24 protein-coding genes are annotated in these 26,182 nt (G+C 72.3%); 12 read left to right on the forward strand and 12 right to left on the reverse strand.

What is annotated here, in order from left to right; genetic code table 11:
* Positions 1-15: 15 nt before the first annotated feature.
* The 6 genes from JAV76_RS01215 to JAV76_RS01240 are packed head-to-tail and all read right to left on the reverse strand — an operon-like array spanning position 16 to position 7,378.
* Positions 16-429: a Fur family transcriptional regulator gene (locus tag JAV76_RS01215; RefSeq protein WP_198732186.1), complete on the reverse strand. Its 414-nt coding sequence runs from the start codon at positions 427-429 to the stop codon at positions 16-18.
* Entirely contained in the window at positions 426-1,358 is a 933-nt protein-coding gene (locus JAV76_RS01220; protein ID WP_198732187.1) for an anchored repeat-type ABC transporter permease subunit, read from the reverse strand. The genes JAV76_RS01215 and JAV76_RS01220 overlap by 4 nt, the downstream gene beginning before the upstream one ends.
* Positions 1,355-2,092 (reverse strand): anchored repeat-type ABC transporter ATP-binding subunit, encoded by a 738-nt coding sequence (locus JAV76_RS01225; RefSeq protein ID WP_198732188.1) that lies wholly within the window; start codon positions 2,090-2,092, stop codon positions 1,355-1,357. The genes JAV76_RS01220 and JAV76_RS01225 overlap by 4 nt, the downstream gene beginning before the upstream one ends.
* On the reverse strand, positions 2,089-3,162 hold the full coding sequence (locus JAV76_RS01230; RefSeq protein WP_198732189.1) for a choice-of-anchor M domain-containing protein: 1,074 nt from the start codon (positions 3,160-3,162) through the stop codon (positions 2,089-2,091). The genes JAV76_RS01225 and JAV76_RS01230 overlap by 4 nt, the downstream gene beginning before the upstream one ends.
* Before the next feature lie 26 nt (positions 3,163-3,188).
* Positions 3,189-4,751 (reverse strand): anchored repeat ABC transporter, substrate-binding protein, encoded by a 1,563-nt coding sequence (locus JAV76_RS01235; protein WP_198732190.1) that lies wholly within the window; start codon positions 4,749-4,751, stop codon positions 3,189-3,191.
* Positions 4,748-7,378: a TIGR03773 family transporter-associated surface protein gene (locus tag JAV76_RS01240; RefSeq protein WP_198732191.1), complete on the reverse strand. Its 2,631-nt coding sequence runs from the start codon at positions 7,376-7,378 to the stop codon at positions 4,748-4,750. The genes JAV76_RS01235 and JAV76_RS01240 overlap by 4 nt, the downstream gene beginning before the upstream one ends.
* Before the next feature lie 262 nt (positions 7,379-7,640).
* On the opposite strand from JAV76_RS01240, the gene JAV76_RS01245 reads away from it, so the two are divergent.
* The 3 genes from JAV76_RS01245 to JAV76_RS01255 all read left to right on the forward strand — a co-directional run bounded on the left by JAV76_RS01245 (position 7,641) and on the right by JAV76_RS01255 (position 11,631).
* Complete coding sequence (locus JAV76_RS01245; RefSeq protein WP_198732192.1) at positions 7,641-9,134, forward strand: mannitol dehydrogenase family protein; 1,494 nt, start codon at positions 7,641-7,643, stop codon at positions 9,132-9,134.
* Between the two features lie 137 nt (positions 9,135-9,271).
* On the forward strand, positions 9,272-10,291 hold the full coding sequence (locus JAV76_RS01250; RefSeq protein ID WP_198732193.1) for a glycoside hydrolase family 43 protein: 1,020 nt from the start codon (positions 9,272-9,274) through the stop codon (positions 10,289-10,291).
* Positions 10,288-11,631, forward strand: a complete 1,344-nt coding sequence (locus tag JAV76_RS01255; protein ID WP_198732194.1) for an oligosaccharide MFS transporter — start codon at positions 10,288-10,290, stop codon at positions 11,629-11,631. Before JAV76_RS01250 ends, JAV76_RS01255 begins: the two co-directional genes overlap by 4 nt.
* A 121-nt stretch (positions 11,632-11,752) precedes the next feature.
* Here JAV76_RS01255 and JAV76_RS01260 read toward each other — a convergent pair whose 3' ends face one another.
* Positions 11,753-12,700 carry a sugar-binding transcriptional regulator gene (locus JAV76_RS01260; RefSeq protein ID WP_307843942.1) on the reverse strand — a complete coding sequence of 316 codons (948 nt, stop codon included), beginning with the start codon at positions 12,698-12,700 and terminating at the stop codon, positions 11,753-11,755.
* Between the two features lie 180 nt (positions 12,701-12,880).
* On the opposite strand from JAV76_RS01260, the gene JAV76_RS01265 reads away from it, so the two are divergent.
* The 3 genes from JAV76_RS01265 to JAV76_RS01275 are packed head-to-tail and all read left to right on the forward strand — an operon-like array spanning position 12,881 to position 16,151.
* Positions 12,881-14,323, forward strand: a complete 1,443-nt coding sequence (locus tag JAV76_RS01265; RefSeq protein ID WP_198732196.1) for an ABC transporter substrate-binding protein — start codon at positions 12,881-12,883, stop codon at positions 14,321-14,323.
* Entirely contained in the window at positions 14,320-15,264 is a 945-nt protein-coding gene (locus JAV76_RS01270) for a carbohydrate ABC transporter permease (protein WP_198732197.1), read from the forward strand. The genes JAV76_RS01265 and JAV76_RS01270 overlap by 4 nt, the downstream gene beginning before the upstream one ends.
* A 5-nt stretch (positions 15,265-15,269) precedes the next feature.
* Positions 15,270-16,151, forward strand: coding sequence for a carbohydrate ABC transporter permease (locus JAV76_RS01275; protein WP_198732198.1), 882 nt, complete (start codon positions 15,270-15,272; stop codon positions 16,149-16,151).
* A 6-nt stretch (positions 16,152-16,157) separates the two neighbouring features.
* Here the strand turns inward: JAV76_RS01275 and JAV76_RS01280 are convergent, their stop codons facing one another.
* Positions 16,158-16,361: a hypothetical protein gene (locus tag JAV76_RS01280; RefSeq protein WP_198732199.1), complete on the reverse strand. Its 204-nt coding sequence runs from the start codon at positions 16,359-16,361 to the stop codon at positions 16,158-16,160.
* Positions 16,362-16,627: 266 nt separating this feature from the next.
* Here JAV76_RS01280 and JAV76_RS01285 point away from each other — a divergent pair, with 266 nt between their 5' ends.
* The 5 genes from JAV76_RS01285 to JAV76_RS01305 all read left to right on the forward strand — a co-directional run bounded on the left by JAV76_RS01285 (position 16,628) and on the right by JAV76_RS01305 (position 21,067).
* On the forward strand, positions 16,628-17,299 hold the full coding sequence (locus tag JAV76_RS01285) for a TetR/AcrR family transcriptional regulator (RefSeq protein WP_198732200.1): 672 nt from the start codon (positions 16,628-16,630) through the stop codon (positions 17,297-17,299).
* A complete protein-coding gene (locus JAV76_RS01290) occupies positions 17,296-18,234 on the forward strand; it encodes a TIGR01777 family oxidoreductase (RefSeq protein ID WP_198732201.1) in 939 nt (312 codons plus the stop codon). Before JAV76_RS01285 ends, JAV76_RS01290 begins: the two co-directional genes overlap by 4 nt.
* 48 nt (positions 18,235-18,282) lie before the next feature.
* Positions 18,283-19,446 (forward strand): ACR3 family arsenite efflux transporter, encoded by a 1,164-nt coding sequence (gene arsB / locus JAV76_RS01295; protein WP_198732202.1) that lies wholly within the window; start codon positions 18,283-18,285, stop codon positions 19,444-19,446.
* A gap of 86 nt (positions 19,447-19,532) precedes the next feature.
* A complete protein-coding gene (locus JAV76_RS01300) occupies positions 19,533-20,480 on the forward strand; it encodes a metalloregulator ArsR/SmtB family transcription factor (protein WP_198732419.1) in 948 nt (315 codons plus the stop codon).
* A gap of 215 nt (positions 20,481-20,695) precedes the next feature.
* Positions 20,696-21,067, forward strand: coding sequence for an arsenate reductase ArsC (locus JAV76_RS01305; RefSeq protein WP_230401743.1), 372 nt, complete (start codon positions 20,696-20,698; stop codon positions 21,065-21,067).
* A gap of 46 nt (positions 21,068-21,113) precedes the next feature.
* Here the strand turns inward: JAV76_RS01305 and JAV76_RS01310 are convergent, their stop codons facing one another.
* From JAV76_RS01310 to JAV76_RS01320, 3 genes are all read right to left on the reverse strand, one after another.
* Positions 21,114-22,964: a glycoside hydrolase family 15 protein gene (locus tag JAV76_RS01310; RefSeq protein WP_198732204.1), complete on the reverse strand. Its 1,851-nt coding sequence runs from the start codon at positions 22,962-22,964 to the stop codon at positions 21,114-21,116.
* Positions 22,961-23,896 (reverse strand): DMT family transporter, encoded by a 936-nt coding sequence (locus tag JAV76_RS01315; protein ID WP_230401744.1) that lies wholly within the window; start codon positions 23,894-23,896, stop codon positions 22,961-22,963. Before JAV76_RS01315 ends, JAV76_RS01310 begins: the two co-directional genes overlap by 4 nt.
* Before the next feature lie 61 nt (positions 23,897-23,957).
* Positions 23,958-24,554 carry a TetR/AcrR family transcriptional regulator gene (locus JAV76_RS01320; protein ID WP_198732206.1) on the reverse strand — a complete coding sequence of 199 codons (597 nt, stop codon included), beginning with the start codon at positions 24,552-24,554 and terminating at the stop codon, positions 23,958-23,960.
* A 102-nt stretch (positions 24,555-24,656) separates the two neighbouring features.
* On the opposite strand from JAV76_RS01320, the gene JAV76_RS01325 reads away from it, so the two are divergent.
* Positions 24,657-25,661, forward strand: a complete 1,005-nt coding sequence (locus JAV76_RS01325) for an NADP-dependent oxidoreductase (RefSeq protein ID WP_198732207.1) — start codon at positions 24,657-24,659, stop codon at positions 25,659-25,661.
* 21 nt (positions 25,662-25,682) lie between these two features.
* Here JAV76_RS01325 and JAV76_RS01330 read toward each other — a convergent pair whose 3' ends face one another.
* Entirely contained in the window at positions 25,683-26,117 is a 435-nt protein-coding gene (locus JAV76_RS01330) for a hypothetical protein (protein ID WP_198732208.1), read from the reverse strand.
* Between the last annotated feature and the right edge of the window lie 65 nt (positions 26,118-26,182).

A 26,182-nucleotide genomic window follows, 5' to 3' on the forward strand; every position in this document is an offset into this window, starting at 1 on the left:
GAGCGCTCATTGGCGTCAGGAGGCGCACCGCCCGCACACGCCCCGGAGCCGGGCGTGGACCACGACGTCCGCGAACTGCTCGGCCCCGGCCGTCCGCACGGCCCACTCCTCGACCTCGCCCAGGTCCACCGGGTCGGCCCGGTCGCACACCCGGCACACGAGGAAGCACCCGGAATCGCCGGGCGCCGCACGCCGGTAGCGCACCGCACCCGCCTCGTCGTGCACCGAGTCCACCAACCCCTCCCGCTCGAGGAGGCGCAACGTCCGGTACAGCGTGGAGATGCTCACCTCCGTCCCCTGCTCGCGGAGCATCGCCTGCACGTCGCGCACCGCGCGGAACGCGTCCGACGACCCCACGAGCGCCAGCACCGCCTCCTGATGGCGGGTGTGCCGGGCGCGCCGCGGCGTCTGCTCGTTCGTCGCCGTCATGGTCCCGTCACCGCCCCCGAGCGACCGGGGACACCCACGAAGGGCTGGTCCTGCTCGACGTCCCGCCGACCCGCGCTCGCGCCCCGTCCGCGGGCGACGAGCCCGTGGCGCGGCGCGAGGCACCACGCGACGAGGAACGCGACCGTCGCGACGAGGACGATCGCCCCGCCGGTCGGCAGGTCCAGGGCCCAGGACAGGTACACGCCCACGACGGCCGACGCGCTGCCCACGAGCGGCGCGACGAGCATCATCGGACCGAGCCGGTCCGTGAGCAGGCGCGCCGTCGCGGCGGGCGTGATGAGCAGCGCGAGCACCAGGACGTTCCCGATGGTCTGCACCGAGATCACGACGGCGACGGTGACCATGACGTAGAGGACGAGGTCGAGGGCGAGCACGGGCAGCCGTGCGGAGCGCGCCATCTCACGGTCCAGGCTCACCGCCACGATCTCCTTGTGCAGCAGGAGCGCCACGAGGAGCAGACCACTGCCCACCGCGCCCACCACGTAGAGGTCCTCGTCGACCACGCCCGCGACGGACCCGAAGAGGAACTGCTCGAGGGTGCCCGTGTACCCCGGGGCGCGGGACACGATCACGATGCCGAGCGCGAACGCCGCCACGAAGAACACCCCGATCACGGTGTCCTCGCGGAGCCTGCGCCCCTGGGAGAACAGCGCGACGAGCACCGCGGTGACGACGCCCGCCACGACACCCCCCACCACGAGCGACCCCTGGAGGAGGAACGCGACGGCCAGCCCGGGGAACACGGCGTGCGCGACGGCATCCCCCATGAACGCCATCCCGCGCAAGACCACGTGGCAGCCCACGACCCCGCACACGACGCTCGACATCACCGCCACGAGCACCGCCTTGCGCAGGAACGCCAGGTCGGGGTCGGTGAGGTCCTGGAGGAACTCCAGCGGCGAGATCACAGCGCCTCCTGGGGGACGAGGCCGAGGGCGCGCAGCAGCGGCGAGGTGGGTGACGCCCCGAAGGTGCGCATCCACGGTGCGGGGTCGTGGAGCTCGTCGGGGGTGCCGAGCGCGACGACGGACCCGTCGAGCAGGCAGAGCCGTGTGCAGGTGTGGACGGCGGCGACGAGGTCGTGGGTGGTCATGAGGACCGCGCGCTCTGCCGCGAGCTCGACGAAGAGCTCGGTGAGGTGGTCCTGAGAGGGGACGTCGAGTCCGGTGAAGGGCTCGTCGAGGAGGAGGACCTGGGGGTCGAGGGCAAGGGCCCGGGCGACGAGGACCCGTTGGCGCTGCCCACCGGAGAGCTCGCCGACCGGTCGTGTGCGCAGGTGGGTCATGCGGACGCGGTCGAGGGCGGCCCGCACGGCCTGGTGGTCGGCGACGCCGGCCTGACGGAACCAACCGATGCGGCGCACGCGCCCCGAGAGCACCGCCCCCTCGACGGACACCGGGTAGTCCCACGCGAACTCGTGGCGCTGGGGGACGTACCCGACCTCCCCGTCGACGGCGACCGTCCCGGTGCGCGGCCGCAGGAGACCGAGGACGGTCCGCAGAAGGGTCGTCTTCCCAGCGCCGTTGGGACCGAGGAGTGCGACGAGCTCGCCGCGGTACAGGTCGAGGGCGACGTCGCGCAGGACGGGGCGTCCGCCGAGGTCCACCGAGACTCGGTCGAGGCGGACCGCCGGCGTCGTCATGACGCGTCCCCGGCGGGGCCGCCGGTCCGTCCGGTCGTCGTCGTGGCGGAGTCGGCGTCGGCATCGGCCTCCGCGGCGGCGCGGGCTCGTCGGGAACGCACGACGGTCGCACCGAGCGCGACGAGGAGCGCGAGGACGGCGGCCGCAGCGCCGATCGCCCAGGGCGACGGCCCCGTCCCGCTCTCCTCGGGAGCCGCCTCGGTGTCGGGGGCCGTATCCGGCGTGGCCTGGTCGCCGGTGCCCGTGGCGCCGTCCGTGCCGTCGCCCCCGTCCGAGTCCTCAGTGCCCTCAGCATCCCCGGTGTCCTCAGCCAGGTCGCCGGCGGCCTCGGCGGCGGCGAACGCCTCCTGCGGGTCGGTGTCCGTGCCGACGGCGAAGAGCATCCGGGCGGAGTCCTCCACCTGCTCGCCGTCGGTGAGGTCGGCGAGGACGGTGACGTCGACGACGTACGCGCCGGGCTCCGTGAACACCCAGTTGGCGTGGGTGTGGGTGTTGACCTCCATCCACAGCTCCTGGGGGTCGTCGTCGGCGGTCGTCCACAGGACGTTGGGCGTCCCGGACACGCCTTCCTGGAGGAACAGGTGCAGCTCGCCCGGGCCCTCGACGCCGTCGAGGCGCAGGGTCGCCCCGAGGTCGACGCGCTGCGTGACCTCCGGGTCCTGGGTGTTCCACCCGAGCCACGCGACGGCCTGGTCCTGGACCTGCGGCACGAGGTAGAGGGGGTCGCCCTCGGCGACGCCGAGGAAGGCGTACTCCGGGCTGCCCGGCGCCTCGAGGCGCGCGGTGTCGAGGACGTGCACCACCGTGTCCTCCATGTCACGCCACACGGGCGGGACCTCCCGGTCGTCGCGCGCCTGGAGCGTCCACTCCCCGTCCACGAACCGGGGGCCGACGTCGACGTGCCCGTCGGAGATCACGGCCTGCTCGCCTGGGACACCGTCGGTGTCGGCCACGAGCGTGCTCCCGGCGGCCGCCGGTGGAAGGGCGAGCGTCGCAGCGGCGAGCACGGTCACGACGGCGGTCCTGCGGGCCGACGGACGCGCGGTACGGCGGGAGGGCGATGGGGACACGGGGTCTCCTCCTGGGGGTTCGGGGGTCATGCGAGGCAACGTGCGAGGGCGTCGGCGTTGGCGCGCACGAGGTCGACGTACGTGGTGACGTCGCGGTCGAAGGTCGCGGAGTAGATGTCGCACACGGGGACACCGGTGCTCTCCGCGACGGAGGCGAGGACCTGGTCGGCGGCGCCGACCTCCTGGAAGACGGCCCCGAGGTCGAGGGCCCGGACGGTCTCCGTGAGCCGCCGCCGGGTGGCGACGCTCGCCTCCTGGGAGGGGTCGGCGGTGACGAACCCGGCCACGTCCACGTCGTAGGCGGCGGCGAGGTAGGCGAACGTGTCGTGGGTGCTCAGCAGGTGGCGCTGCGAGCGCGGGATCGCGGCGACGGTGCTCGCGACGTACGCGTCGGCCTCCCGGAGGGTCTGCGTGTATGCGGCGGCGTTGGCCCGGTAGGTGGCGGCGCGGGCGGGGTCGGCGTCGACGAGGGTGTCGGTGATGACCTCGACATACACCTGGGCGTTGCGCACGTCCTGCCACAGGTACGGGTCGATCTCGCCGTGCACCGACCGCCCCAGGACGGCCTGCGGCAGCTGGTAGACCTGCTCGACGCCCGCGTCGGCGACGTCGAGGCCGTCGGGCACGGGCGCGAGCGCCTTGGCGGGGACGGACACGACGGTGGTGTGCGCGTCGTACGGGTGGTGGGCATGCTTCGCGTGGTCGGTGTGGTCGGTGTGGTCGGTGTGCGCCTGGCGCTCGTCGGCCGGGTGCTGGTCGGCGGCGAGGGCCACGTCGCCGGGGCCGAGGCGCACGGCGACGTCGGCGTGCCCGCCGTCGAGCACGTCGGTGGCCCCCAGCCCGTGCGGGTCCACGCCGACCGCGAAGGTCACGGTCGTGGATCCCACGGGCACCGGTGCGTCGCCCGGTGCGGGGACGAGCTCGGCCGTGAGGTCGAGCTCGTAGACGCCCTGCTCGGAGAACGTCCAGCTCATGTGGGTGTGGGCATCCGACGGGAGCGCCACCGCGTCGGCGTCGTCGAACCCGTCCCTCGAGTCGAGATACACCCGGGGGGCGCCGAACGCCTCGGTGAGGTACGCGGTGAGCCGCCCCGGCCCGGTGAGGCCGGTGGGCCGCAGGACCACCTCCGACGCCCGGTCGACGCCGCGCGCCCCCGCGGCGTCGACCGACAGCCCCAGCCACACGGTGTCCAGGGCGGGGTTCTCCACCCGGGGGATCACCGTGGCCGCGTACGTCGACGCGGTCTCCGCGAGCGAGACCCACGGGACGTCGCCGAGGTTCGCGTCGAGGACGGCCGTCGCCGCGTGCCCGTCGAGCAGCGCGTAGCTGCTGAACGCCACGTCGGCCCGTGCCACGTCGCGGACGTCCCGCAGGGACGGCTCCCCCGCCCCGCCGCCGGGGAGCGCGGTGACGACCGCGTCCTCCCCGGCGACGTTCCGGACGAGGTCCGCGAGCAGCGGCGTGGTGGTCACGACGCGCAGGCGGTCGTCGTCACCCGCGACACCGTGCCCGTCGTCACCCGACCAGGGGGCGACGGCCAGCACGACGACGAGCGCGACGGGCAACGCCGCGCCCACCGTGCGCCTCACGCCGTGCGACGCCGTGCGACGAGGACGCCACCGACCCCGAGCGCGACGAGGAGCCCTGCGAGGGTCACGAGACCGCCCGCGTCACCGCCGGTCGTCGCGAGGCCCGCCCGGGCGCGTTGGGCCGCGGTGAGCTCGCAGTCCGCGCCCGACGCCGTCCTCCCGACGACCGTGGCCTTCGGCGCAGCCGGCGCCTTGGTCGCCGCGGCGTCTCCCACGGAGAACGTCAGGCTCACCGGGGCGGACACCTCGCGGCCACCGGAGAGCGTCACCGACTGCGTGAGGTTCACCGTGTAGGTCCCGGCGGCCGTGAACGCCCACGTGGCGTGCATGTGCTGGTTGAGCGGCAGGTCCATGCTCCGCGGGAACCCGTCGACCGTGCCGAGGTACCTGGTGCCCACCCCGCCGAAGTTGCCGGTGGCGTACACCGCGAGGTCACCGGGGCCGTCGACCGACCCCAGCGTGTACGTCACGGGGCTCTCCGCGGCGTCGAGCAGGCTCGGGTGCTGCGTGTTCAGCCCGAGCCACGGCACACCGGCCTCCTGGACCTGGCCCACGGACCAGATGGTGGCGCCGGCCGACCCGAGGAACGAGAACGCCGGGTCCTCGGGCACGGCCCGCTCCGCGTCGTCCCCGAGCCGGTACGTCACCGACGCGGGGTCCACCCAGGTGGCGGGCTGGGACCGGTCGTCCTTCACCTGCGCCACGAGCTCGCCGCCCTCGACGACGGACCCGAGGTCGAAGTGCCCGTCGGACACACCGTCCAGGGCTGGGGCGCTCGACGCCGCGGTGGCGGCGGGCGCCTTGCCGGGGACGACGGTCGCGACGCACACCGGTGCGGCCTTCGCCCCGCCACCGGACCCACCTGAACCGGACGGGCCCCCAGTACCACCGGAGCCGCCGGGGGCGCCAGGGTCGGGGGTGTCGGACCCGGCGGGCGGTACGGGTGCCGTCGGCGCGGGTGCGGCGGGTGCGGTGGGCGTCCCGCCCACGGGCGGGGGCACCGCACCCTGGCCCTCGCCGACCTGCACGAGGTAGCTCGCGGCCTCGCCGCGGAGGGTGCGGCCGTCGGTGGTGCGCAGGCTGGGGACCACGTCGAGCGTGTAGTCGCCCTCGGCGGTGAACACCCAGCTGGTGTGGACGTGCGCGTTGGCCGTCACGGGGATGGTGCCGCCGGAGGACGTGGCCGTGTCGATGTAGCGGTTGACGGGCTGGCCGAACGAGTCGGTCTGGTAGGTGAAGAGGTCACCGGGTCCGGAGACGGTGACGTCCAGGCTCACCGGGGTGCCCGCGGCCGGGACGATGCCCGTCCCGGCGAGCGAGGGCAGCAGGCTCTCGGTGCTCCACCCCACCCACGGCAGGTACGTCTGGTCCTCGCCGGTCTGGCTGCCCAGCCACGCCGTGGCGCCACCGTGCTCGCCGAGGAACGCCCACGCGCCCGTCGCGGCGGGCAACGTCTGCCGTCCGCGCTCGTCGAGGTACGCGATGGTCACGTCCTCCGGTGCTCGCAGGCGGGCCTGGGCGTCGTGGATGCCCGTGCCGTCCTTGACAGCGAGGACGAGGCGACCGGCCTCGGCGTCGTAGCGGGTGTCGAAGGCGTCGACGTGCCCGCGGTCGAGGACGAGGCGCTCGGCGGGGTCCGTGGGTGCGGGATCGGTGGGGGCGGGGTCCGTGGGCGCGGGATCCGTCGGGACCGGGCTCGGGGTCGGGTCCGTGGGAGCGGGGTCGCTCGGTGCGGGCGTGGGCTCCGGGTCCGTGGGTGCCGGGGTCGGGTCCGTCGGGGTGGCGTCGGTCGGTTCCGGCGTGGGCTCCACCGTCGGCTCGGGCTCTGGTTCGGGGGCCGGGTCGGCGGGCGCGGGGTCGACCGTCGGCTCGGGCGTGGGCTCCGGCTCGACGACTGAGCGGGCGCCGACGCGCACGTGGTAGCTCGCGGTGCTGCCGCTCACGACGGTGCCGTCGGCGGTGGTGAGCGAGGGCGTCACGAGGAGCTCGTAGTCGCCCTCGGCGGTGAAGACCCAGTTGGTGTGGACGTGCGCGTTGGCGGCGACGGGGATGGTGCCCCCGGCGCTCGTGGTGGTGTCGACGTACCGGTTGGTGGGGTTGCCGAAGGCGTCGTTCTGGAAGGTGAGGACGTCGCCGGGCCCGGCGACCTGGACGTCGAGGCTCACAGGGCTGCCGGGAGCGGGGACGATGCCCGTGCCCTCGAGGGAGGTGAGGAGCCGCTCGGTGCTCCACCCGGCCCACGGGACGTACGCCTGGTCGGTGCCGCTCTGGCTGAGCAGCCAGGCGTCGGTGCCCCCGTAGGCGCCCAGGAAGGACCACGGCCCGGCGGCCGGAGGGAGCTGCGCCTTGGCGCGCTCGTCCTCGACGGCGAGGGTCACGGTGTGCGGGTCGCGGTGGACGGGGCCGTCGGCATGGAGGCGGGTGTCGTCGCGCATGCCGAGGACGAGCGTGCCGCTCGCGGCGTCGAAGGTGGTGTCGAAGGCGTCGACGTGGCCGGACGACAGGACGACCTCGCGGTCCGTGGTGGTGGCTGCGTGCGCCTGCAGGAGCGGCGGGGCGAGGGCCCCGAGCATCGCGAGCACGACGACGAGCGCTGCGTGGCGCAGCGCCGGGAGGGCGGCGGTCACTGGTGGTTCCTCTCGGACAGGAGGCCGGGAGTGCCGGCGAACAGCCCGAAAGCGGGCGTTCCCGCCTCACTGTAGTTAACGATAATCGTTATCACAAGTATCTGGGGTGAACCTGGCCGCTCATCTGAGCCGCATTGTTCGCTCACCTGATAGCGTGAGAGCGGCGTCGGTTCAGCGTCGCGACACGCCCTCGCTCGCGGACGCCCCGCACGGCGCACCCACCAGCCCGACCGCACCCACCCGACGACGTGAGGACACCGCGATGACCACGCTCAAGGACGAGACCCTGGCCCGCCTCCCCGAGGACCTGGCGCGTCCCACGTACGACCGGAGCGCGCTACGCACCGGCATCGTGCACATCGGGGTGGGCGGCTTCCACCGCGCCCACCAGGCCATGTACCTCGACCGGCTCATGGAGCAGGGCAAGGCCCTCGACTGGGCCGTCTGCGGCGTCGGCGTCATGCCCGGGGACGCCAGGATGCGCGACGCCCTCGTCGGCCAGGACGGCCTCTACACGCTCGTCCTCAAGCACCCCGACGGCGCCCTCGAGGGCCGCGTGGTGGGCTCGATCCACGAGTACCTCCTCGCGCCCGACGACCCCGAGGCCGTCATCGAGAAGATGGCCCACCCCGACACCCGCATCGTGTCCCTCACGGTCACCGAGGGCGGGTACGCGATCCACCACGTCACCGGCGAGCTCGACACCGACGACCCTGCGGTGCGCCGTGACCTCGAGCCGGGCGCCGTGCCCGCCACCAGCTTCGGGCTCGTCACCGAGGCGCTCCGGCGCCGGCGCGACCGCGGCACCGGCCCGTTCACCGTCATGAGCTGCGACAACATCCAGGGCAACGGGGAGGTCGCCCACCAGGTGTTCGTCGCGTTCGCCACCCTCAAGGACGCGGAGCTCGGCGCGTGGATCGACGAGCACGTCCCGTTCCCCAGCTCGATGGTCGACCGCATCACCCCGGTCACCACGGACGACGACCGCACCACGGTCCGCGAGCGCCTCGGCGTCGACGACGCGTGGCCCGTGGTCGCTGAGCCCTTCACGCAGTGGGTCCTCGAGGACCGGTTCGTGGCCGGCCGCCCGCCGTTCGAGGACGTCGGCGTGCAGATGGTGGAGGACGTGGAGCCGTACGAGCTCATGAAGCTCCGGCTCCTCAACGCGAGCCACCAGGCCCTGTGCTACCTCGGGTACCTCTCCGGGTACCGGTACGCCCACGAGGTCTGCCAGGACGAGACCTTCGCGCGGTTCCTCCTCGACTACATGGACCACGAGGCGACGCCCACGCTCTCCCCCGTTCCGGGCATCGACCTGGACGACTACAAGCACACCCTCGTCGAGCGGTTCTCCAACGAGCACGTCCGGGACACGCTGGCCCGGCTGTGCGCGGAGTCGTCGGACCGCATCCCCAAGTGGTTGCTGCCCGTGGTGCGGGCGAACCTCGCGGCGGGGCGCGACATCGAGCGCTCGGCGCTCGTCGTCGCCGCATGGGCGCGCTACGACGAGGGTGTCGACGAGCAGGGGGAGCCCATCGAGATCGTCGACCGGCTCGCCGACCGGTTGCACGCCGCGGCGCTGCGCCAACGGGACGAGGCGACCGCGTTCATCGCGGACCGGCAGGTGTTCGGCGACCTCGTCGACGAGCCGCGCTTCGTGGAGGCCTACACGGCGGCGCTGCGGTCGCTCCACGAGCACGGTGCACGGGTGACCGTGGAGACCCTCGTCACACGCGGCGGCCCAGCTTCCGCCTGACCTCGGGACTCCCCCGGGCCTATCGTCCTGCATCCTCCCGCGGGACTGCGGGCTACCGTATGTGAGCGCTAACATGCAGCGAGAGAAACGGTCCAGGACAGCCACGAGGGCGCTCGGACCTCGAGAAGGGGAACATCGTGACGGACAGCGTCGACGTCAATCCGATCGTGCTGCAGCGGGCCGACCCGTGCGTGCTGCGCCACGACGGGCAGTACTACTTCACGGGGTCGCACCCGCTCTACGACCGGGTGGTGCTGCGGCGCGCCGAGCGCCTCGAGGACCTCCAGGCGGCCGAGGAGGTGACCATCTGGGAGCGCCACGCCGAGGGCCCCATGTCCCACCTCATCTGGGCGCCGGAGATCCACCGGGTCGACGGGAAGTGGTACGTCTACTTCGCGGCGGCGCCCGACGAGGAGATCACCTTCGACGCGCAGGACACGGACGACACCTTCAACCACCGCATCTTCGTCCTCGAGAACGCCTCCGAGGACCCCTTCACCGGGGAGTGGGTGGAGCGCGGCCAGGTGGACACCGGCTGGGAGACGTTCGCGCTCGACGCCACGAGCCTGGTGCACCGTGGCGAGCAGTACCTGATCTGGGCGCAGCAGGCGTTCGACGTGCAGGGCCACTCGAACATCTACATCGCCCGGATGGCGAACCCCTGGACGCTCGCCACCTCGGCCGTCCTCCTCACCAAGCCGGAGTACGACTGGGAGATCGAGGGCTTCTGGGTCAACGAGGGCCCGTCGGTCCTCGTCCGCGACGGCCGCGTGTTCCTCACCTACTCCGGCGCGGCCACCGGCATCGAGTACGCCATGGGCCTGCTCACCGCCGACGCCGACGCGGACCTCCTCGACCCCGCGTCGTGGACCAAGAGCGCCGAGCCGGTGTTCGTCTCCGACCCCGAGGCCGGGCAGTACGGCCCGGGGCACAACTCGTTCACCGAGCTCGCCGACGGCACCCCCGTGCTCGTCTACCACGCACGGACGTACACGGAGATCACGGGTGATCCCCTGTGGGACCCCAACCGGCACGCCCGCGCCCAGGTCCTCCCGTTCGACGCCGACGGCAACCCCGTGTGGGGCACCCCCGTGCCCGACACCCGCCCCACCCCGACCTCCGTCGAGGTCCTCGCCCCGTCAGGAGAAGCACGATGAGCGCCCCGTCCGGCACCGTCCAGCAGCGCAGCGCCATGGACTCCCTCAAGCGAGGCGTGTTCTGGAACTACGGCGGCACCTACTTCTTCTACTTCGCCATCTGGCAGCTCGCGTTCACGTTCCTGCCGCTGTGGCTGAGGGACGAAGGGATGGGGACGGGCGCGATCGGAGTCGTCTACACGGTCATCGCGGTCACCGCCCTCGTCCTCCAGCCCATCTACGGCTACGTGCAGGACCGCCTCGGGTTCAAGAAGCACCTCTTCTACCTCGTGGTGTTGTGCGCCGCGTTCATGGGACCGTTCTTCACGTTCGTCTTCATGCCGCTCATCGGGTTCAACGAGCACCTCGCCGCGGTGGTCGGCGGGATCTTCCTCAGCCTGTGCCTCAACTCCGGCGTGGGGGTCGTCGAGGCGTACAACGAGCGCGCCAGCCGCGCCAACCGCTTCGAGTACGGCCACGCACGCCTCTTCGGGTCCCTTGCCGGCGGCACCGCGGCTCTCGTCGGCGGGTTCATCTGGGCAGCCAACCCGAACAGCATCTGGTGGGCGGGGTCACTGTCCGCCATCGTGCTCGGCACCCTCCTCTTCGTGGCCCGCGTGCCGAGCGAGGACGACGTCAAGGGCTCCACCACGACCGACGGCACCGATGCGAAGGGCGGCACCCAGGAGAAGATCTCCAAGGCCGCCATCGCGGTCCTGCTGAGGGACCGGAACTTCATCGGATTCGTCATCCTCATGTTCGGCACCGCCGCGCTCTACGACGTGTTCGACCAGCAGTTCCCCAACTACTTCGCCACGTTCGTCACGAGCGGCGACGCCGAGGTGCTCTTCTCCCGCGTCGTCGCGGTGCAGATCTTCGCGGAGGCCGCGTTCATGGTCGCCGCGCCGTTCATCATCAACAAGATCGGCGCCCGCAAGGGACTCATGGTGTTCGCCACGATCCTCGTGGTCCGCGTCCTCGGGTCCGCGTTCTTCACACACACCTCGATGCTCATCGCCTGGCGTCTGCTCGCAGCCATCGAGATGCCGTTCCTGCTGGTGTCCGTGATGAAGTACATCACCCGCATGTTCGACGTCCGCATCTCCGCGACCGCGTACATGCTCGGCTTCAGCTTTGCGAAGAACGTCGGAGTCGCCGTCTTCGCGGCATCCTTCGGCGCATCGTACGAAGCCATCGGGTTCGCCAAGTCATACATCGTGATGGCGGCCATCATCGTCACGGTCACCGTCATCGCCCGGGTCCTCATGGCCGACGACCGGGACCGCCCGGCGCCCGGGGAACCCATCTCCGAGACACCGGCGTCGAAGCTCGCCCCAGCGGGAGACTCTGCCGGCTCCTGACCGCAGGACCACACGAACGGGCCGTCGTCGGCCGCTCCCCGGTGAGCGGACGGCGACGGCCCGTTCTCGTCCCTCGGGGTGTCCCCGCCCGTCAGGCCCCGCCGGCCCGAGCGGGAGCCTGTCAGCTCGCGCCGGCGCCGCAGATCGTGGCGAGCTCGCGGGCGCACGCCTCGTCGACGACGAGGACGGACGCGAAGCCACCGCGGACCGCGGCGCACAGGCCGCGGGCCGCCTCGGCACCGTAGCCGACGGCCACGACCTCGGGGGTGCGCACCAGCTGCTCGATGGTCACCCCGACCACGCGCTCGTCGAGCGCCGTGCGCACCGGCGCACCCGAGTCGTCGAAGAGGCGCCCCGAGCACTCGGCCACGGCGCCCGCGTCGCGGCCCGCCCGGCGGTCCTCCTCGGGTGCCAGGTCGTAGACCGTCGAGGCGTGCGCCGACCAGGCACCGATGGCGACGACCGCCAGGTCGAGCGAGCCCGCCCGGTCGAGGGTCTGCGCGATCTCGGGCTGGCGCCGCAGTCCCGCGGCGGTCGCGGCGTCGTCGACGACGAGCGGAGCCCAGATGGGCCACGTGCGGACGCCCGGCTGCGCCTTGAACCGGTGGATGAGCTCCACGGAGTTACCGCTGCCCTCGACGGGCAGGGCGCCCACGAGCTGGACGACGTCGCACGGCGGCAGGCCTGCGAGGTCGCGGGCGGCGAGCTCGACGGTGCGGGACCACGAGACGCCGAGCGTCATGCCGCGCACCGCGCGCTCCCGCACCACGGCCGCCAGCCCCGCGGCCACGGACGCGCGGGTCGCGTCGCCGTCCTCACCGGTGCGGGCGATGTGCACGTGGGAGACGCCGAGCGCCGCCGCGAGGTCACCGGCGCGCGCCCCGTCGAGGTGCGCGGGCGGCGAGATCTCGATGCGCACGATGCCGAGCTCGCGGGCCTGGACGAGCATGCGGGCCACCTGGAAGCGGGAGATGCCGTGCTCCTTGGCGATCTCGACCTTCGACCTGTTGCCCAGGTAGTAGTCCGTGCTCACGTCGACGAGCAGCTTCGCCTGGACGGGGTCGGTCACGTCCGCACCTCTTTCCGCACACATGAGGGACTTTGGCCCCTCGCTATTGCTCACCTGAGCATATCTGACTATGGTCGTTCGCAGATGAGCGCACCGTTGCCTCTCACTTGAGCGGAGCGCCGTCGACAGGATCCAGCACCGCGCGGCGACCACCGGCGCCGCTCGAACGTGAGGACGACGATGTTCCGATCCCGCGGCGCCCCCGAGCGCCCTCGCACCGCACCGGACCCCGGTGCCCCCAGCACCCACCGACCTCCCCGACGACGCTACTCCCGAGCGGTCGCTGCGGCCGGGACCATCGGCCTCCTCGCCGGGTGCGCGGGCGCCGGGGCGGGAAGCCCAGGCGAGGGGCGCGAGCAGATCGTCGTCGCGATCGTCTCCAACCCGCAGATGCAGGACGCGATCTCCCTCCAGGATCACTTCCGGGCGGCGCACCCGGACATCGACGTCCGGTTCGTGAGCCTCCCCGAGAACGAGGCCCGCGCCAAGATCACCGCGTCCGTCGCCACGCAGGGCGGCGAGTTCGACGTCGTCATGATCTCCAACTACGAGACGCCCATCTGGGCGGCCAACGGGTGGATCGAGAACCTCCAGCCCTACGCCGACGCCACCGAGGGCTACGACCCCGACGACTTCGTGCCGAGCATCAGCGAGGCCCTCTCCGTCGACGGCGACCTCCACTCCGTGCCCTTCTACGGGGAGTCGTCCTTCCTCGCCTACCGGGCCGACCTCTTCGAGGAGGCCGGCCTCGAGATGCCCGACACCCCCACGTGGGACGACATCCGCGGTTTCGCCGAGGAGCTCCACGACCCGGCGAACGGGTTCTCCGGCATCTGCCTTCGCGGTCTCGCAGGGTGGGGCGAGGTCATGGCCCCCCTCGGTACCGTGATCAACACCCACGGCGGCCGGTGGTTCGACGACGACTGGAACGCCACCCTCGACTCCCCGGAGGTCCGCGAGGCGGTCGACACGTACGTCGACCTCGTCCAGGACTACGGGCAGCCCGGCGCCGCGACGTCCGGGTACGGCGACTGCCTCACCCGCTACGCCCAGGGCCAGACGGCCATGTGGTACGACGCGACCGCCATGGTTTCCAGCATCGAGGACCCCGCGTCGTCCACCGTCCCCGGACTCTCCGGGTACGCCCCCGCTCCGGTCGACCAGACCGACGCGGCCGGGTGGCTGTACACGTGGTCCCTCGCCATCCCCTCCACCAGCGAGCACAAGGACGCCGCGTGGGACTTCGTGTCCTGGATGACGTCCAAGGACTACATCCAGCTGGTCGGCGAGGAGATCAGCTGGGAGCGCGTCCCGCCCGGCAGCCGGCTGTCCACCTACGAGATCCCCGAGTACGCCGAGGTCGCCGAGGCCTACGCCGAGCCGACGCTGCGCGCGATGGGCGAGGCCACCCAGGCCAACACCATGGTCGAGCCCGTGCCCTACCCGGGCATCCAGTTCGTCGGGATCCCCGAGTTCCAGGACCTCGGGACCCGCGTCGGGCAGCAGATCTCCGCGGCCGTCGCCGGGCAGCAGAGCGTCGAGGACGCCCTCGACCAGGCACAGCAGTACGCGACGAGCGTCGCGAGGACCTACCGCGACGCGGAGCCGGGAGCCCAGCCATGACCACACTCGTCGAGCGGCACCAGGCCGCCGAGCACGACCGGCGCACCCGCCGCCGGGACACGTCCGTGGACCGGGCCGAGGGATGGCGCCGCAGGGCGCCCCTGCTGCCCGCGCTGATCTTCACGATCATCGTCACGCAGGTCCCGTTCCTCTTCACGCTCTGGTACTCCACCCGGTCGTGGAACCTCCTGCGCACCGACGGCGACGTCTTCGTGGGGCTGTCGAACTTCGGGGACATCTTCGCGGACTCCACGTTCCGCGGGGCCGCCCTGAACAGCATCCTCATCACACTCGGGTGCGTGGCCGTCGCCATGGTCCTGGGCATCTTCTTCGCGGTCCTCCTCGACCGGAAGTTCGTGGGCCGCGGCGTCGCCCGGACGCTCCTCATCACGCCGTACCTCATCATGCCCGTGGCGGGCGCCATGATCTGGTCCATCTCGATGCTCAACCCCACGTACGGGCTGTTCAACTGGACCATCGGGCTCATCGGTCTCGACCCCGTCGACTGGACGTCCACCTACCCCGTGGTGTCCATCCTCATGGCCCTCGTGTGGCAGTGGACGCCGTTCATGATGCTGCTGGTCCTCGCCGGGCTCCAGGCCCAGCCCAAGGACGTCCTCGAGGCGGCCGCCGTCGACGGCGCCGGCTGGGCGCGGACCTTCGTGTCCATCACGCTGCCCCAGCTGCGCCGCTACATCGAGCTCGGCGTGCTGCTGGGCGCCATCTACGTGGTCAACACGTTCGACCAGATCTACCTCATGACGGCCGGCGGACCAGGTACCGCCAGCGCGAACCTGCCCTTCTACATCTACCAGCGGGCGTTCCTCGGGTTCGACGTGGGGCAGGCGGCCGCCATGGGCGTCGTCGTGGTGATCGCGACGATCTTCATCGCCATGGCCGCGCTGCGCCTGATCTTCCGCAGCTTCGACACGAAGGACTGATCCGCATGGCCACGCCCACCATCGACGTCCCCGTCCGCACCACCGAGCCGCGCCGCGGGAGCACCAGATCGCGCCGTGGGCGCGTGGGCGGCGGGCTGCTCACCACGTTCACGTGGATCGTCTCCATCGCGTTCTTCTTCCCGGTCGCGTGGATGGTCCTCACGTCGTTCAAGCAGGAGAGCCAGGCGGCGTCCGACCCGCCGCAGTGGTTCTTCACGCCCACCCTCGACCAGTACCGGGCCGTCATCGACGCGGGGGCGGGCACGTACTTCGCGAACTCGCTCATCGCGACGGGCGTCTCGACGATCGCCGTGGTGCTCCTCGCGGTACCGGCCGCGTACGCGTTGTCCATCCGCCCCGTGAAGAAGACGCAGGACGTCCTGTTCTTCTTCATCTCGACGAAGATGCTCCCGGTGGTCGCGGTGATCATCCCCATCTACGTCATCGCGGGGCAGCTCAAGGTCCTCGACAACATCTGGACGCTGGTGGTCCTGTACACCGCCATGAACCTGCCCATCGCGGTGTGGATGATGCGCTCGTTCTTCATGGAGGTGCCCGGGGAGGTCCTCGAGGCGGCGTCGATGGACGGTGCAGGCCCCATGAAGACCATGCGCACCGTGCTGCTGCCCATGGTGGCGCCGGGCCTCGCGGCGACCGCGCTCATCTGCGTGATCTTCGCGTGGAACGAGTTCTTCTTCGCGCTCAACCTCACCGCGGCGCGGGCGGCGACGGCACCCATCTTCCTCGTGTCGACCATGACGAGCGAGGGACTGTTCCTCGCCCGCCTGTCCGCGGCGTCGGTGCTCGCCTCGCTGCCCGTGGTCCTCGCCGGCTGGATCGCGCAGAAGCAGCTGGTCCGTGGGCTGTCGATGGGTGCGATCAAGTAGGTCCGGTCAGGCGCCGTCGCCGGAGGCGCCGGCACGGACGAGCCCGGGGTGGTCCTCCCAGTGGGGCTCGGGGCCCTTGCGGGGGCCGCGGGGAACGGGCGGGGCACCGGCGAGGAGGGTCACGCGATAGGAGAAGGTCACCGCTCCGTCCATGCCACGGCACACCTGGCGGCGGTCCGCCTCGTCGTCACCGAGTCGTCCTGACTGCACCTGCGCTCCTCTCGAACTCCCAGGTCTGCTCCTGGTCTGGATAGAGACTAGAGGTCACCAAGTGTTCGCCGCGGATTATGGCGGCACTTTCACCCGGGTGGGGTCTGACCTGCGACGATGCGTCCGGAGCGCTCCGATTCGACCTACCCGCGGTCGGTGAATCGTTCTCCTTCGGCGGTTGGCTGAACATGTTCAAAGGTGCCTGCTACGCTCGATGTTGAACACGTTCAACATCGGACGTCGACGGACACGGCACAGGAGCGGGCATGGCGAGGAACAGCACGGACACCCGGGAGCGGCTCGTCGAGACCGCCCTGCGCCTCTTCCGCTCCGAGGGATACCAGGCGACGACCATGCGTCGGATCGCCACCGAGACCGGGGTGTCCCTCGGGAACGCCTACTACTACTTCGCCGGCAAGGAGGAGCTCGTCCACGAGCTCTATCTCGTCGTCCAGCGCGAGCACCGGGCCCTCGCCCTGCCGCGGCTGCGCGAGGACGCCCCGCTGGAGGACAACCTGCGGGCCGTCCTCCACTCCGGCATCGACGTCATGGCGCCGTACCACGGGTTCGGGGCGACGTTCGTGCAGACCGCCCTGCCGTCCACGTCACCGGCCAGCCCGTTCTCCGAGCGGTCCGGCGAGGCCCGCACCATGGCCGTCGACCTCATGCGTCAGGCCGTGACCGCATCCCGCCACCGCCCCTCGCGGTCGCTGCAGACCCAGCTCCCCACCCTCCTGTGGCTCGCGTACCTCGGGGTCACCCTGCACTGGGTGAGCGACGGGTCGCCCGACCAGGAACGGACCCGCGTCCTCGTCGACCGGGTCTCGCCCGTCATCGCGAAGGCCGTGAACCTGTCCCGGCTGCCCATCGCGCGCGGGCTCGTCGACGACATCGTGCGCCTCACCGAGACCCTCGGCACCCGGGCGGTGACCCGATGAGCGCCGGGGCGCGGCTGCGCACCGCGGTCGTCGCGGGCGCGTCCGGGTTCGTCGGGCAGCACCTGGTGCGCGGCCTCGAGGAGGCCGGCGTGCGGGTGCGCACCATCGGACGACGCGCAGGCGACGACGCGTCGTGGGACGACCACGCCGGTCTCGTGCGCGCCGTCACGGGCGCCGATCTCGTCGTGAACCTCGCGGGTCGGTCCGTGAGCTGCCGGTACACCAAGCGCACCGTCGACGAGATCTTCTCGTCCCGCGTCACCACGACGGCGGCGCTGGGGCGGGCGCTCGGTGACTCCTCGGCGCCGCCGGAGCTGTGGGTCAACGCGAGCACCGGCACCATCTACCGCGACGCCCGGGACCGCCCCATGGACGAGGCGACCGGCGAGATCGGCACCGGACTGTCCGTCGCGGTCGCGCGCGCATGGGAGCACGAGCTCGACATCGCCCCCACGGACGTGAGGAAGGTCGCGCTGCGCATGTCCATCGTGCTCGGCACCGGCGGCGGTGCCGTCAACCCGCTCATCAACCTCGCCCGCCTCGGGCTCGGCGGCCGCATGGGCGACGGCGACCAGGTGTTCAGCTGGGTCCACGCCGACGACGTCACCGCGGCGGTCCTCCACCTCGCGGCCCACCCGGAGCTCGAGGGGCCCGTGAACGTCGCGACCCCGAACCCTGAGACGAACTCCGAGACGATGCGCCAGGTGCGCGAGGTCTTCGGCCGGCCGGTGGGCGTCCCCACGCCGGCGTGGCTCCTCGAGCTCGGGGGGCGCCTCATCCGCACTGAGCCCGAGCTCGTCCTCAAGAGCCGATGGGTGCACCCCGCGGTGCTCCTCGGCTCGGGGTTCGAGTTCGCCCACCCGACGCTCGCCGGTGCCCTCGAGGAGATCGCCGGCCGCACCCGCCGCGGGATCCTGCCTGTGGCGCTGGGGTAGCCCCCACCGGTCCTTGCCCTCTGTCTCGAAGTCCGTCAATATAGGCGCATGTCGATACAGGCGCCTCAGGGCTCCCCCGGACCACCCACCGCACCCGACGCCGCAGCCGCCCGCCTCTCCACCCTCGACCGTCTCCTGCCCGTGTGGATCGGGCTCGCGATGGTCCTCGGGCTCGTCCTCGGCCGGTTCGTCCCCGCCCTCTCCGACGCGCTCACCGCCATGGAGGTCGGTGGCATCTCCGTCCCCATCGGGGTCGGGCTCCTCGTGATGATGTACCCCGTCCTCGCGAAGGTCCGCTACGACCGGGTCGGCGCCGTCACCGGCGACAAGCGCCTCCTCATCAGCTCCCTCGTGCTCAACTGGCTCGTCGGCCCGGCGCTCATGTTCGCCCTCGCGTGGATCTTCCTGCCCGACGTCCCCGAGTACCGCACCGGCCTCATCATCGTGGGGCTCGCCCGGTGCATCGCCATGGTCGTCATCTGGAACGACCTCGCCTGCGGCGACCGCGAGGCCGCCGCAGTCCTCGTCGCCATCAACTCCGTCTTCCAGGTCGTCGCCTTCTCCCTCCTCGGGTACTTCTACCTCACCGTCCTGCCCGGCTGGCTCGGCCTCGACACGCAGGGCCTCGAGGTGTCCATGGGGCAGATCGCCCTCAACGTCCTCGTGTTCCTCGGGGTGCCCCTCGTCGCCGGGTTCGCCTCCCGGTGGATCGGCGAGCGCAGCAAGGGCCGTGACTGGTACGAGGAGAGGTTCGTGCCGCGCGTCGGGCCGTGGGCCCTCTACGGCCTGCTGTTCACCATCGTGCTGCTCTTCGCCCTCCAGGGCGAGGCCGTGACGTCCAACCCCGTCGACGTGGTGCGGATCGCGCTGCCGCTGCTCGTGTACTTCTTCGTCATGTGGTTCGTCGGTGTCGCCGCCGGCAAGGCCCTGGGTCTCGGGTACGCCCGCTCCACGACCCTCGCGTTCACCGCCGCGGGCAACAACTTCGAGCTCGCCATCGCCGTCGCCATCGGGACGTTCGGCGCCACGTCCGGCCAGGCGCTCGCCGGGGTGGTGGGCCCTCTCATCGAGGTGCCCGTCCTCGTGGGCCTCGTGTACGTGTCCTTGTGGTTGGCGCGCCGCTGGTTCGGGGTCGACCCGTACCTGCCCGTCGCGCCCGTCGCCTCCATGGCGCCCGCCCGTGACACCGACGACGCCGGGGCGCGGTCGTGACCGCGGCGACGTCCGCGAGCCCGGGCGCGGGCGCGGGCGCGGGCGAATCTGCCTGCACGACGTCCGCTCCCGCCGCGTCGCACGCCATGGGCGCCGACGCCGCGGCCGGCGTCGCGACCGCCCTGCGCGCGCTCGGCGACCCGCTGCGCCTGCGCATGCTGTCGCTCGTCGCGACGTCGCCCACCGGTGAGGCGTGCGTGTGCGACATCGCGACCGTCGCCGACGTGTCACAACCCACCGTCTCGCACCACCTCAAGGTCCTCAAGGACGCCGGCGTCCTCACCTCGGAGCGCCGGGGGACGTGGGTGCACTACCGGGTGGCCGACGCGTACACGGCAGCCGTGCCGGTCCTCCTCGAGGGTTTCGCGGCAGCCGCCGTCGAGGCCGCACCCGGCGGCCACGCGCCGTCCGGGCTCACCGATGTCGACGCGACCCTCGACCGCGTGGCCGACGACCTCGCCGCCCGGTTCCCCGACCTCTCCGCGAGCGTCGTGCTGCGCACCGTCCGGGAGAGCTACACGGCGCTCGCCCGCCGGTCCACCGTCCGCACGCACCTCGTGGTCAACACCGAGCGCTTCGCCCGCCAACGCCTCGACGACCTCGTGGCCGCAGGGACGGACGAGGTCGACACCCGGCCGCGCGTGCTGTTCGTGTGCGTCGCCAACGCGGGGCGGTCCCAGCTGGCCGCCGCACTCGTGCGGCACCACGCCGGCGACGCGGTCGTCGTGCGGTCCGCGGGGTCCGCGCCCGCGGGCGACGTCCACCCCGGGGTGCGGCCGCTCCTCGCCGACCTGGGGGCGGTCGACGCCTTCCCCAAGCCGCTCACGGACGACGCCGTGCGCGCCGCCGACGTCGTGATCACCATGGGGTGCGGCGACACGTGTCCCGTCCTGCCGGGCAAGCGCTACGAGGACTGGGTGGTGGGCGACCCCGCCCTCGCCTCCCCCGAGGGCACCGAGGCGATCCGCGACGAGCTCGACCGCCGCGTCCGCGCCCTCCTCGCCGACCTCCTCCCCGACCACCCGCACCCCTGACCAGCTTCCAGCCGGCGCATGACGGGTCGTGCTCTTGTGGACGATGCGGCGCCTTGAGCGTGCGCCCTGTCCACATGAGCACGCCCCGTCGGCCGCGGCTCGCCGCTCTGACTGCCAGCACCGCACCATCCCGAACCCAGGAGATCCTCGTGACCGTTCAGACCGACCGTCCCAGCGCCCTGTTCGTGTGCGTCCACAACGCCGGCCGCTCCCAGATGGCCGCAGGGTTCCTGCGCGCCCTGTCGGGCGGGGCCGTCGAGGTCCGCTCCGCCGGGTCCATGCCGGCCGAGCAGATCAACCCCGTGGCCGTCGAAGCCATGCGCGAGGTCGGTGTCGACATCCGTGCCGAGCAGCCCAAGGTCCTCACCACCGAGGCCGTCCAGGCGTCCGACGTCGTCATCACCATGGGCTGCGGCGACGTCTGCCCCGTCTTCCCGGGCAAGCGCTACGAGGACTGGAAGCTCGACGACCCCGCCGGTCAGGGCATCGCCTCGGTGCGCCCCATCCGCGACGAGATCCGCGGCCGCATCCTCACCCTGCTCGCCGAGCTCGGTGTCGAGCCCGTCGAGGTCCCCGCACCGGCCTGACCCTCAGCCGGAGCATGACGGAGCGTGCTGGAAGACGTGCAGGGGGTCAGGGGGCGAGGGCCAGGGCCGCCCGGACGAGCGCGAGGTGGCTGAGGGCCTGGGGCAGGTTGCCGAGGAACTCGCCGGTGCGGGCGTCGATCATCTCGGACCAGATGCCCACGTCGTTGGCCTGCTCGAGGAGCTCGTCCATCCACTCGGTGGCCTCGTCCTTGCGTCCCACCGTGGCGAGGGCCGCGACACCCCAGAACGCGCACGCCGTGAACGTGCCCTCCTCGTCCGCCATGCCGCTGTACCGGTACAGCAGGGGGCCGTCGCCCAGCTCGGCGCGGAGCACGTCGATGGTCGAGCTCATGCGCTCGCCGGTGTCGAACCCGCTCAGGGCGTGCAGGAAGATCGACGTGTCGAGGTCCGTGCTGCCCGGTGCCATGACGTACGTGCCGCGCTCGTCGTCCCAGCAGTTCTCGTGGACCCAGTCAGCGATACGGTCGGCCTCGGCGCGCCACCGGTCGGGGACGCCGGGGATCTGCCCCAGCTCGGCGAGGTGCACCGCGCAGCGCAGCGCCTGCCAGCAGCCCAGCTTGGACGTCGTGAAGTGCTGCTCGTCGTGCAGCTCCCACATGCCGGCGTCGGGGCGGCGCCACACGTCGCACACCTCGTCGGCGAGGGACGCGAGGAGCCGGCCCGTCTCGTCGTCGAGGAGGTTCCCGGCGTCGACGTAGCCGCGCACCACGGCGAGGAGGTCGCCGTACACACCGAGCTGGAGCTGCTGGTCGGCGCTGTTGCCGTTGACGACGGGCCCGATGCCCCGCCACCCGGGGACGAGCGCCTCGCGGTGCTTGTCGGGGAGGCTGCCGTCGAGCTCGTAGAACACGCGGGCGTGGTTCTCGCGGAGGGTCCGGACGATCCAGCTGGTCGCGGCGTGCGTCTCCTCGCGGAGCCCGAACCCGACGAGCGCATCGACCGCGTACGCGGTGTCGCGGATCCACGCGTACCGGTAGTCCCAGTTCTTGCCGCCCGCCCAGCTCTCGGGCAGGGACGTGGTGCCCGCGGCGGCCATGGCGCCCGTGGGGGCGTGGAGGAGGAGCTTGAGGGCGAGAGCGCTGCGCTGCACGGCCTTGCCCCACGCGCCGTCGTAGTGGAACGCCTGGGTCCAGGCCCGCCAGTTGTCGACGGTCCGGTCGATCCCGGCGTCGACGGTCTCGGGGGCGGGCAGGAAGAGGGGCTCGCCGCTCGTGGCGACGACGCCCACCGTGTGGCGCGAGCCGGGCGAGGTGGTGAGAACACCGCTCACGTCCTGGGAGGTGACGACGGTGGTGGTCTCGCCCAGCAGACGGACGGCGTGGGTGACGCCGTCGACGCGCAGCACGGGCCCGTGGACCGTGTCGTGGACCCACGGCGACGCCGTGTTGAGGACCGTGCCGGGCGTCACGCGCCACGTGAGCGCGACGGTGCCCTCGAGACCTTCGACGCGTCGGGCCAGCTCGCTCCACGGCAGCCGCCCGGCCACGCCGGTGTTCAGGGAGTCCGTGACGCGCACCGTCCCGGTGTCCGTGACGTACGTGGTGGCGAGCACGTTGGTGCCGACGATGTACTGGCGGCGGAGCCGGTAGGGCCGGGTGGGGGCGAGCTCGAGGCAGCCGCCGTGGCGGGCGTCGAGGATGCTCGCGAAGGCGGGCGGCGAGTCGAGGTCGGGTGTGGGGAACCAGTCGATGCACCCGTCGTCGGCGACGAGGGCGATGGTGCGGCCGTCGCCGATCGCGGCGTACGCGCGCAGGGGTGCGTACCCGTCGGTGCGGGGCGAGGGGTCGCGGAGCTCGTCGGCGTCGCGGTGGCCGGAGCCCTCGACCGCGTGCCCGGCGTCACCGTCGAGGTTCTCCAGCTCTGGTTGCTCGGTCATCGTGAGTCATCGTCGGACGCGGCCGCGGGCACCGCAACAGCGGGCGTCGTCCCCGGGGTCCCGGAAGGGGCGACCGCGACGGGCACCTCGACGGCGGGCGCGACGTCGGAGCGTCGTCGTGCCTCAATCTGCTGGCCCCACAAGGTGCCGGCGAGGATGAGGACGATCCCCGCGGCGCCGGGGAGGCCGAAGGCGTCGCCGGCCAGGGTGATGCCGACGGCGGCGGCCCACACGGGTTCGGTGCCGAGGAGGAGGCTCACCCGGGTGGGCGACGTGGTGCGCACGGCCCACATCTGGACGAGGAACGGGAACACGGTGCACAGGACCACGAGGTAGGCGAGCTGGAGGGTGGCCGTGGTGTCGAGGGTCCGCACGTAGTCCGGCACGGACGTCCCCCACAGCAGGGATCCGACGACGAACACCACGGCGCAGGTGCTCATCTGCACGAACGTCAGGTGGAGGTTGTCGTTCTCCGGCACGGACCGCTTGTGCATGGTGGTGACGTGCACGGCGCGCACGACGGCGGCCACGAGGATGAGGCCGTCGCCCCACCGGAAGGTGCCGCCGATCCCGCCGGACAGGAGCGCGACCCCGGCGACGGCGAGCAGCCCGGCCCCGTAGAACCACCGGCTCAGCGGGGCACCGCCGAGGGCGGTCTCGAGGAGGGGCGTGATGATGATGGTGAGGCTGATGATGAGCCCGGCGTTGGTGGCGCTGGTCCCGGCGATCCCGAAGGTCTCGACGAGGAAGATCGACGCGAGGATGAGCCCGAGCAGCACGCCGAGCCGCAGGTCGCGGGTGTGCACGCGCCTGCGGGCGAGCGCGACGAGGAGCCCGAGGAGCGCCGCGGCGGCCACCATCCGCACGGCGAGGACGCCGAGGACGGTCTGGGTGGTGACGAGCTCCTTGGCCACCCAGTAGGTGGACCCCAGGCGGCCGCGACGAGCAGGAGGGACGCGTCGACGACGCGAGGTCGCGCGAGGGCGGGGGTGGTCACGGGTGCTCCTGGTGGGTGGGCCCGGTGCGGGCGGCGAGGTCGGTGGCGGCGTCGCGGAGGAGCTCGGCTGCGGCCTGGGGTGCGGTGCGCGCGACGGTGAGAGCGGCGATGGTGAGGGCCGCGGTGGTGCGGGCGACGCGGGGTGCGTCGAGGTCGGGGCAGGGCGTGAGGGCGTCGGTGAAGGCGTCGACGAGGTCGTCGCGGTGCGCGGCGACGGTGCGGGCGAGGGTCTCGTCGTGCGCGGCGATGCTCGTGGAGGTGTTGACGAGCAGGCACCCGAGGCGGGCGGAGCGGGAGCGGTCGTCGGCGAGGACGTCGGCGAGCTCGCGCAGGTAGGTGACGGCGGCGTCGGGTCCGGCGCCGGGGGCGCGCAGGGGCGCGAGGCGGGGAGCGACGACGGTGTCGAGGTAGTCGCGGACGGCGTGGTCGAAGAGGCCCCGTTTGCTCCCGAAGGCGTTGTAGAGGCTGGAGCGGTTGAGGCCGGTGGCGTGCTCGAGGTCGGCGAGGGACGTGGCGTCGTAGCCGCGGTCCCAGAAGAGGTCGCGGGCGGCGCGGACCGCGGTGGCGGTGTCGAAGGCCTGTGGCCGTCCCATGGGTTCTCCTGGGGGCGATGAGGTGGGCGCGGGGTTGCGTGCCCCGTGTGCAAGGATAGATTTGAACTGATCGTTCCACAACCAGCGTCCCAGGAGGATCCCATGGCTCGCAGCACCCAGGTCCAGCTCGTCTCCCGCCCTCAGGGGTGGCCCACCGCGGACGATGTGCGCACCGTGCACGTCGACCTGCCGGACCTCGCCGAGGGCGAGGTCCGCGTGGAGAACGAGTTCGTGTCCGTGGACCCGTACATGCGTGGTCGCATGAGCGACGCCCGCTCCTACGTGGCGCCCTACGAGCTGGGCGAGACGATGACCGGCGCGGCCGTGGGTCGCGTGGTCGCGAGCCGCAGCGACGCGGTCTCCGAGGGCGACCTCGTCATCCACGAGATGGGGTGGCGGGACGTCGCCCAGGGCGACGCGTCACGCTTCCGCGTGGTGCAGCCGATCGACGGCGTGCCGTCGTCCGCGTACCTCGGGGCGCTCGGGATGACGGGCTTCACGGCGTACGCGGGCCTGCTCCACGTGGCGCGCATGCAGGAGGGCGACACGGTGTTCGTGTCGGGCGCCGCGGGTGCGGTCGGCTCGATGGTGGGGCAGATCGCGAGCCTCAAGGGCGCGGGCCGCGTGGTGGGCAGCGCGGGCTCCGACGAGAAGGTCGCCGCCCTGACGGAGCGCTACCGGTACGACGCGGGCTTCAGCTACCGGTCCGGTGACGTCACCGAGATGCTGCGCGAGGCGGCGCCGGACGGCATCGACGTGTACTTCGACAACGTGGGCGGCGACCACCTGGAGGCGGCGCTCGACTCGTTCAACGACGGCGGGCGTGCAGCGCTGTGCGGTGCGATCTCGCAGTACAACTCGACGGAGAAGGCGTCGGGCCCCGGCAACATGGCGAACATCGTCACGCGGCGCCTCACCCTGCAGGGCTTCATCGTCGGCTACCACCAGGAGCACATGCCGGCGTTCCTCGAGGAGATGGGCGGATGGGTCGCGGCGGGCGACGTGCGGCTCGACGAGACCGTGGTGGACGGCATCGAGAACACGTTCGACGCGTTCCTCGGCCTCATGCGTGGCGAGAACACGGGCAAGATGGTCGTCCGCGTCTGACGCGTCCGGGGGCGTCGCCGCTCAGGCGTGCGACGCCCCGCCGCGCCGTCGGGCCACCGTCGACGCGAGGAACGCGGCGCCGGAGAACGTCCCCACCAGGACGAGGCCCGCGCCGACGATCCACAGACCCGACTCGTCGGACCGCAGGCCCTCGACGGCGAAGCCGGTCGTGAAGCCGGACGCGACGCACGCGGCGACCAGACGCGGGCGCAGCAGGTAGGCGGCGACGAGCGCGAGGACCGCGAGGGTGGCGACGGCCCCCACGGCCTGCCACGTGGCGTACGGGCCGGACTGGTTGCCCTCGGGGGAGATCACGTACTCCTTGTGGGCGAACCACCCGAACCACGTCACCGCAGAGAGGACGAAGACCCCGAGCGGCACGGCCCAGGGCGACGACGCGAGGGACGTCCGGAGCGGGCCGACGCGGTCCGGGGCGGTACGTGCGGGAGCGGTCATCAGGAGCATCCTTCGAGGTGAGGCGGGTGGATGCCCCAATTCTGCCGTGCTGCGAGGGGCGTGGG

It is taken from the genome of Sanguibacter suaedae, assembly GCF_016342785.1.
GTDB lineage: Bacteria > Actinomycetota > Actinomycetes > Actinomycetales > Cellulomonadaceae > Sanguibacter > Sanguibacter suaedae.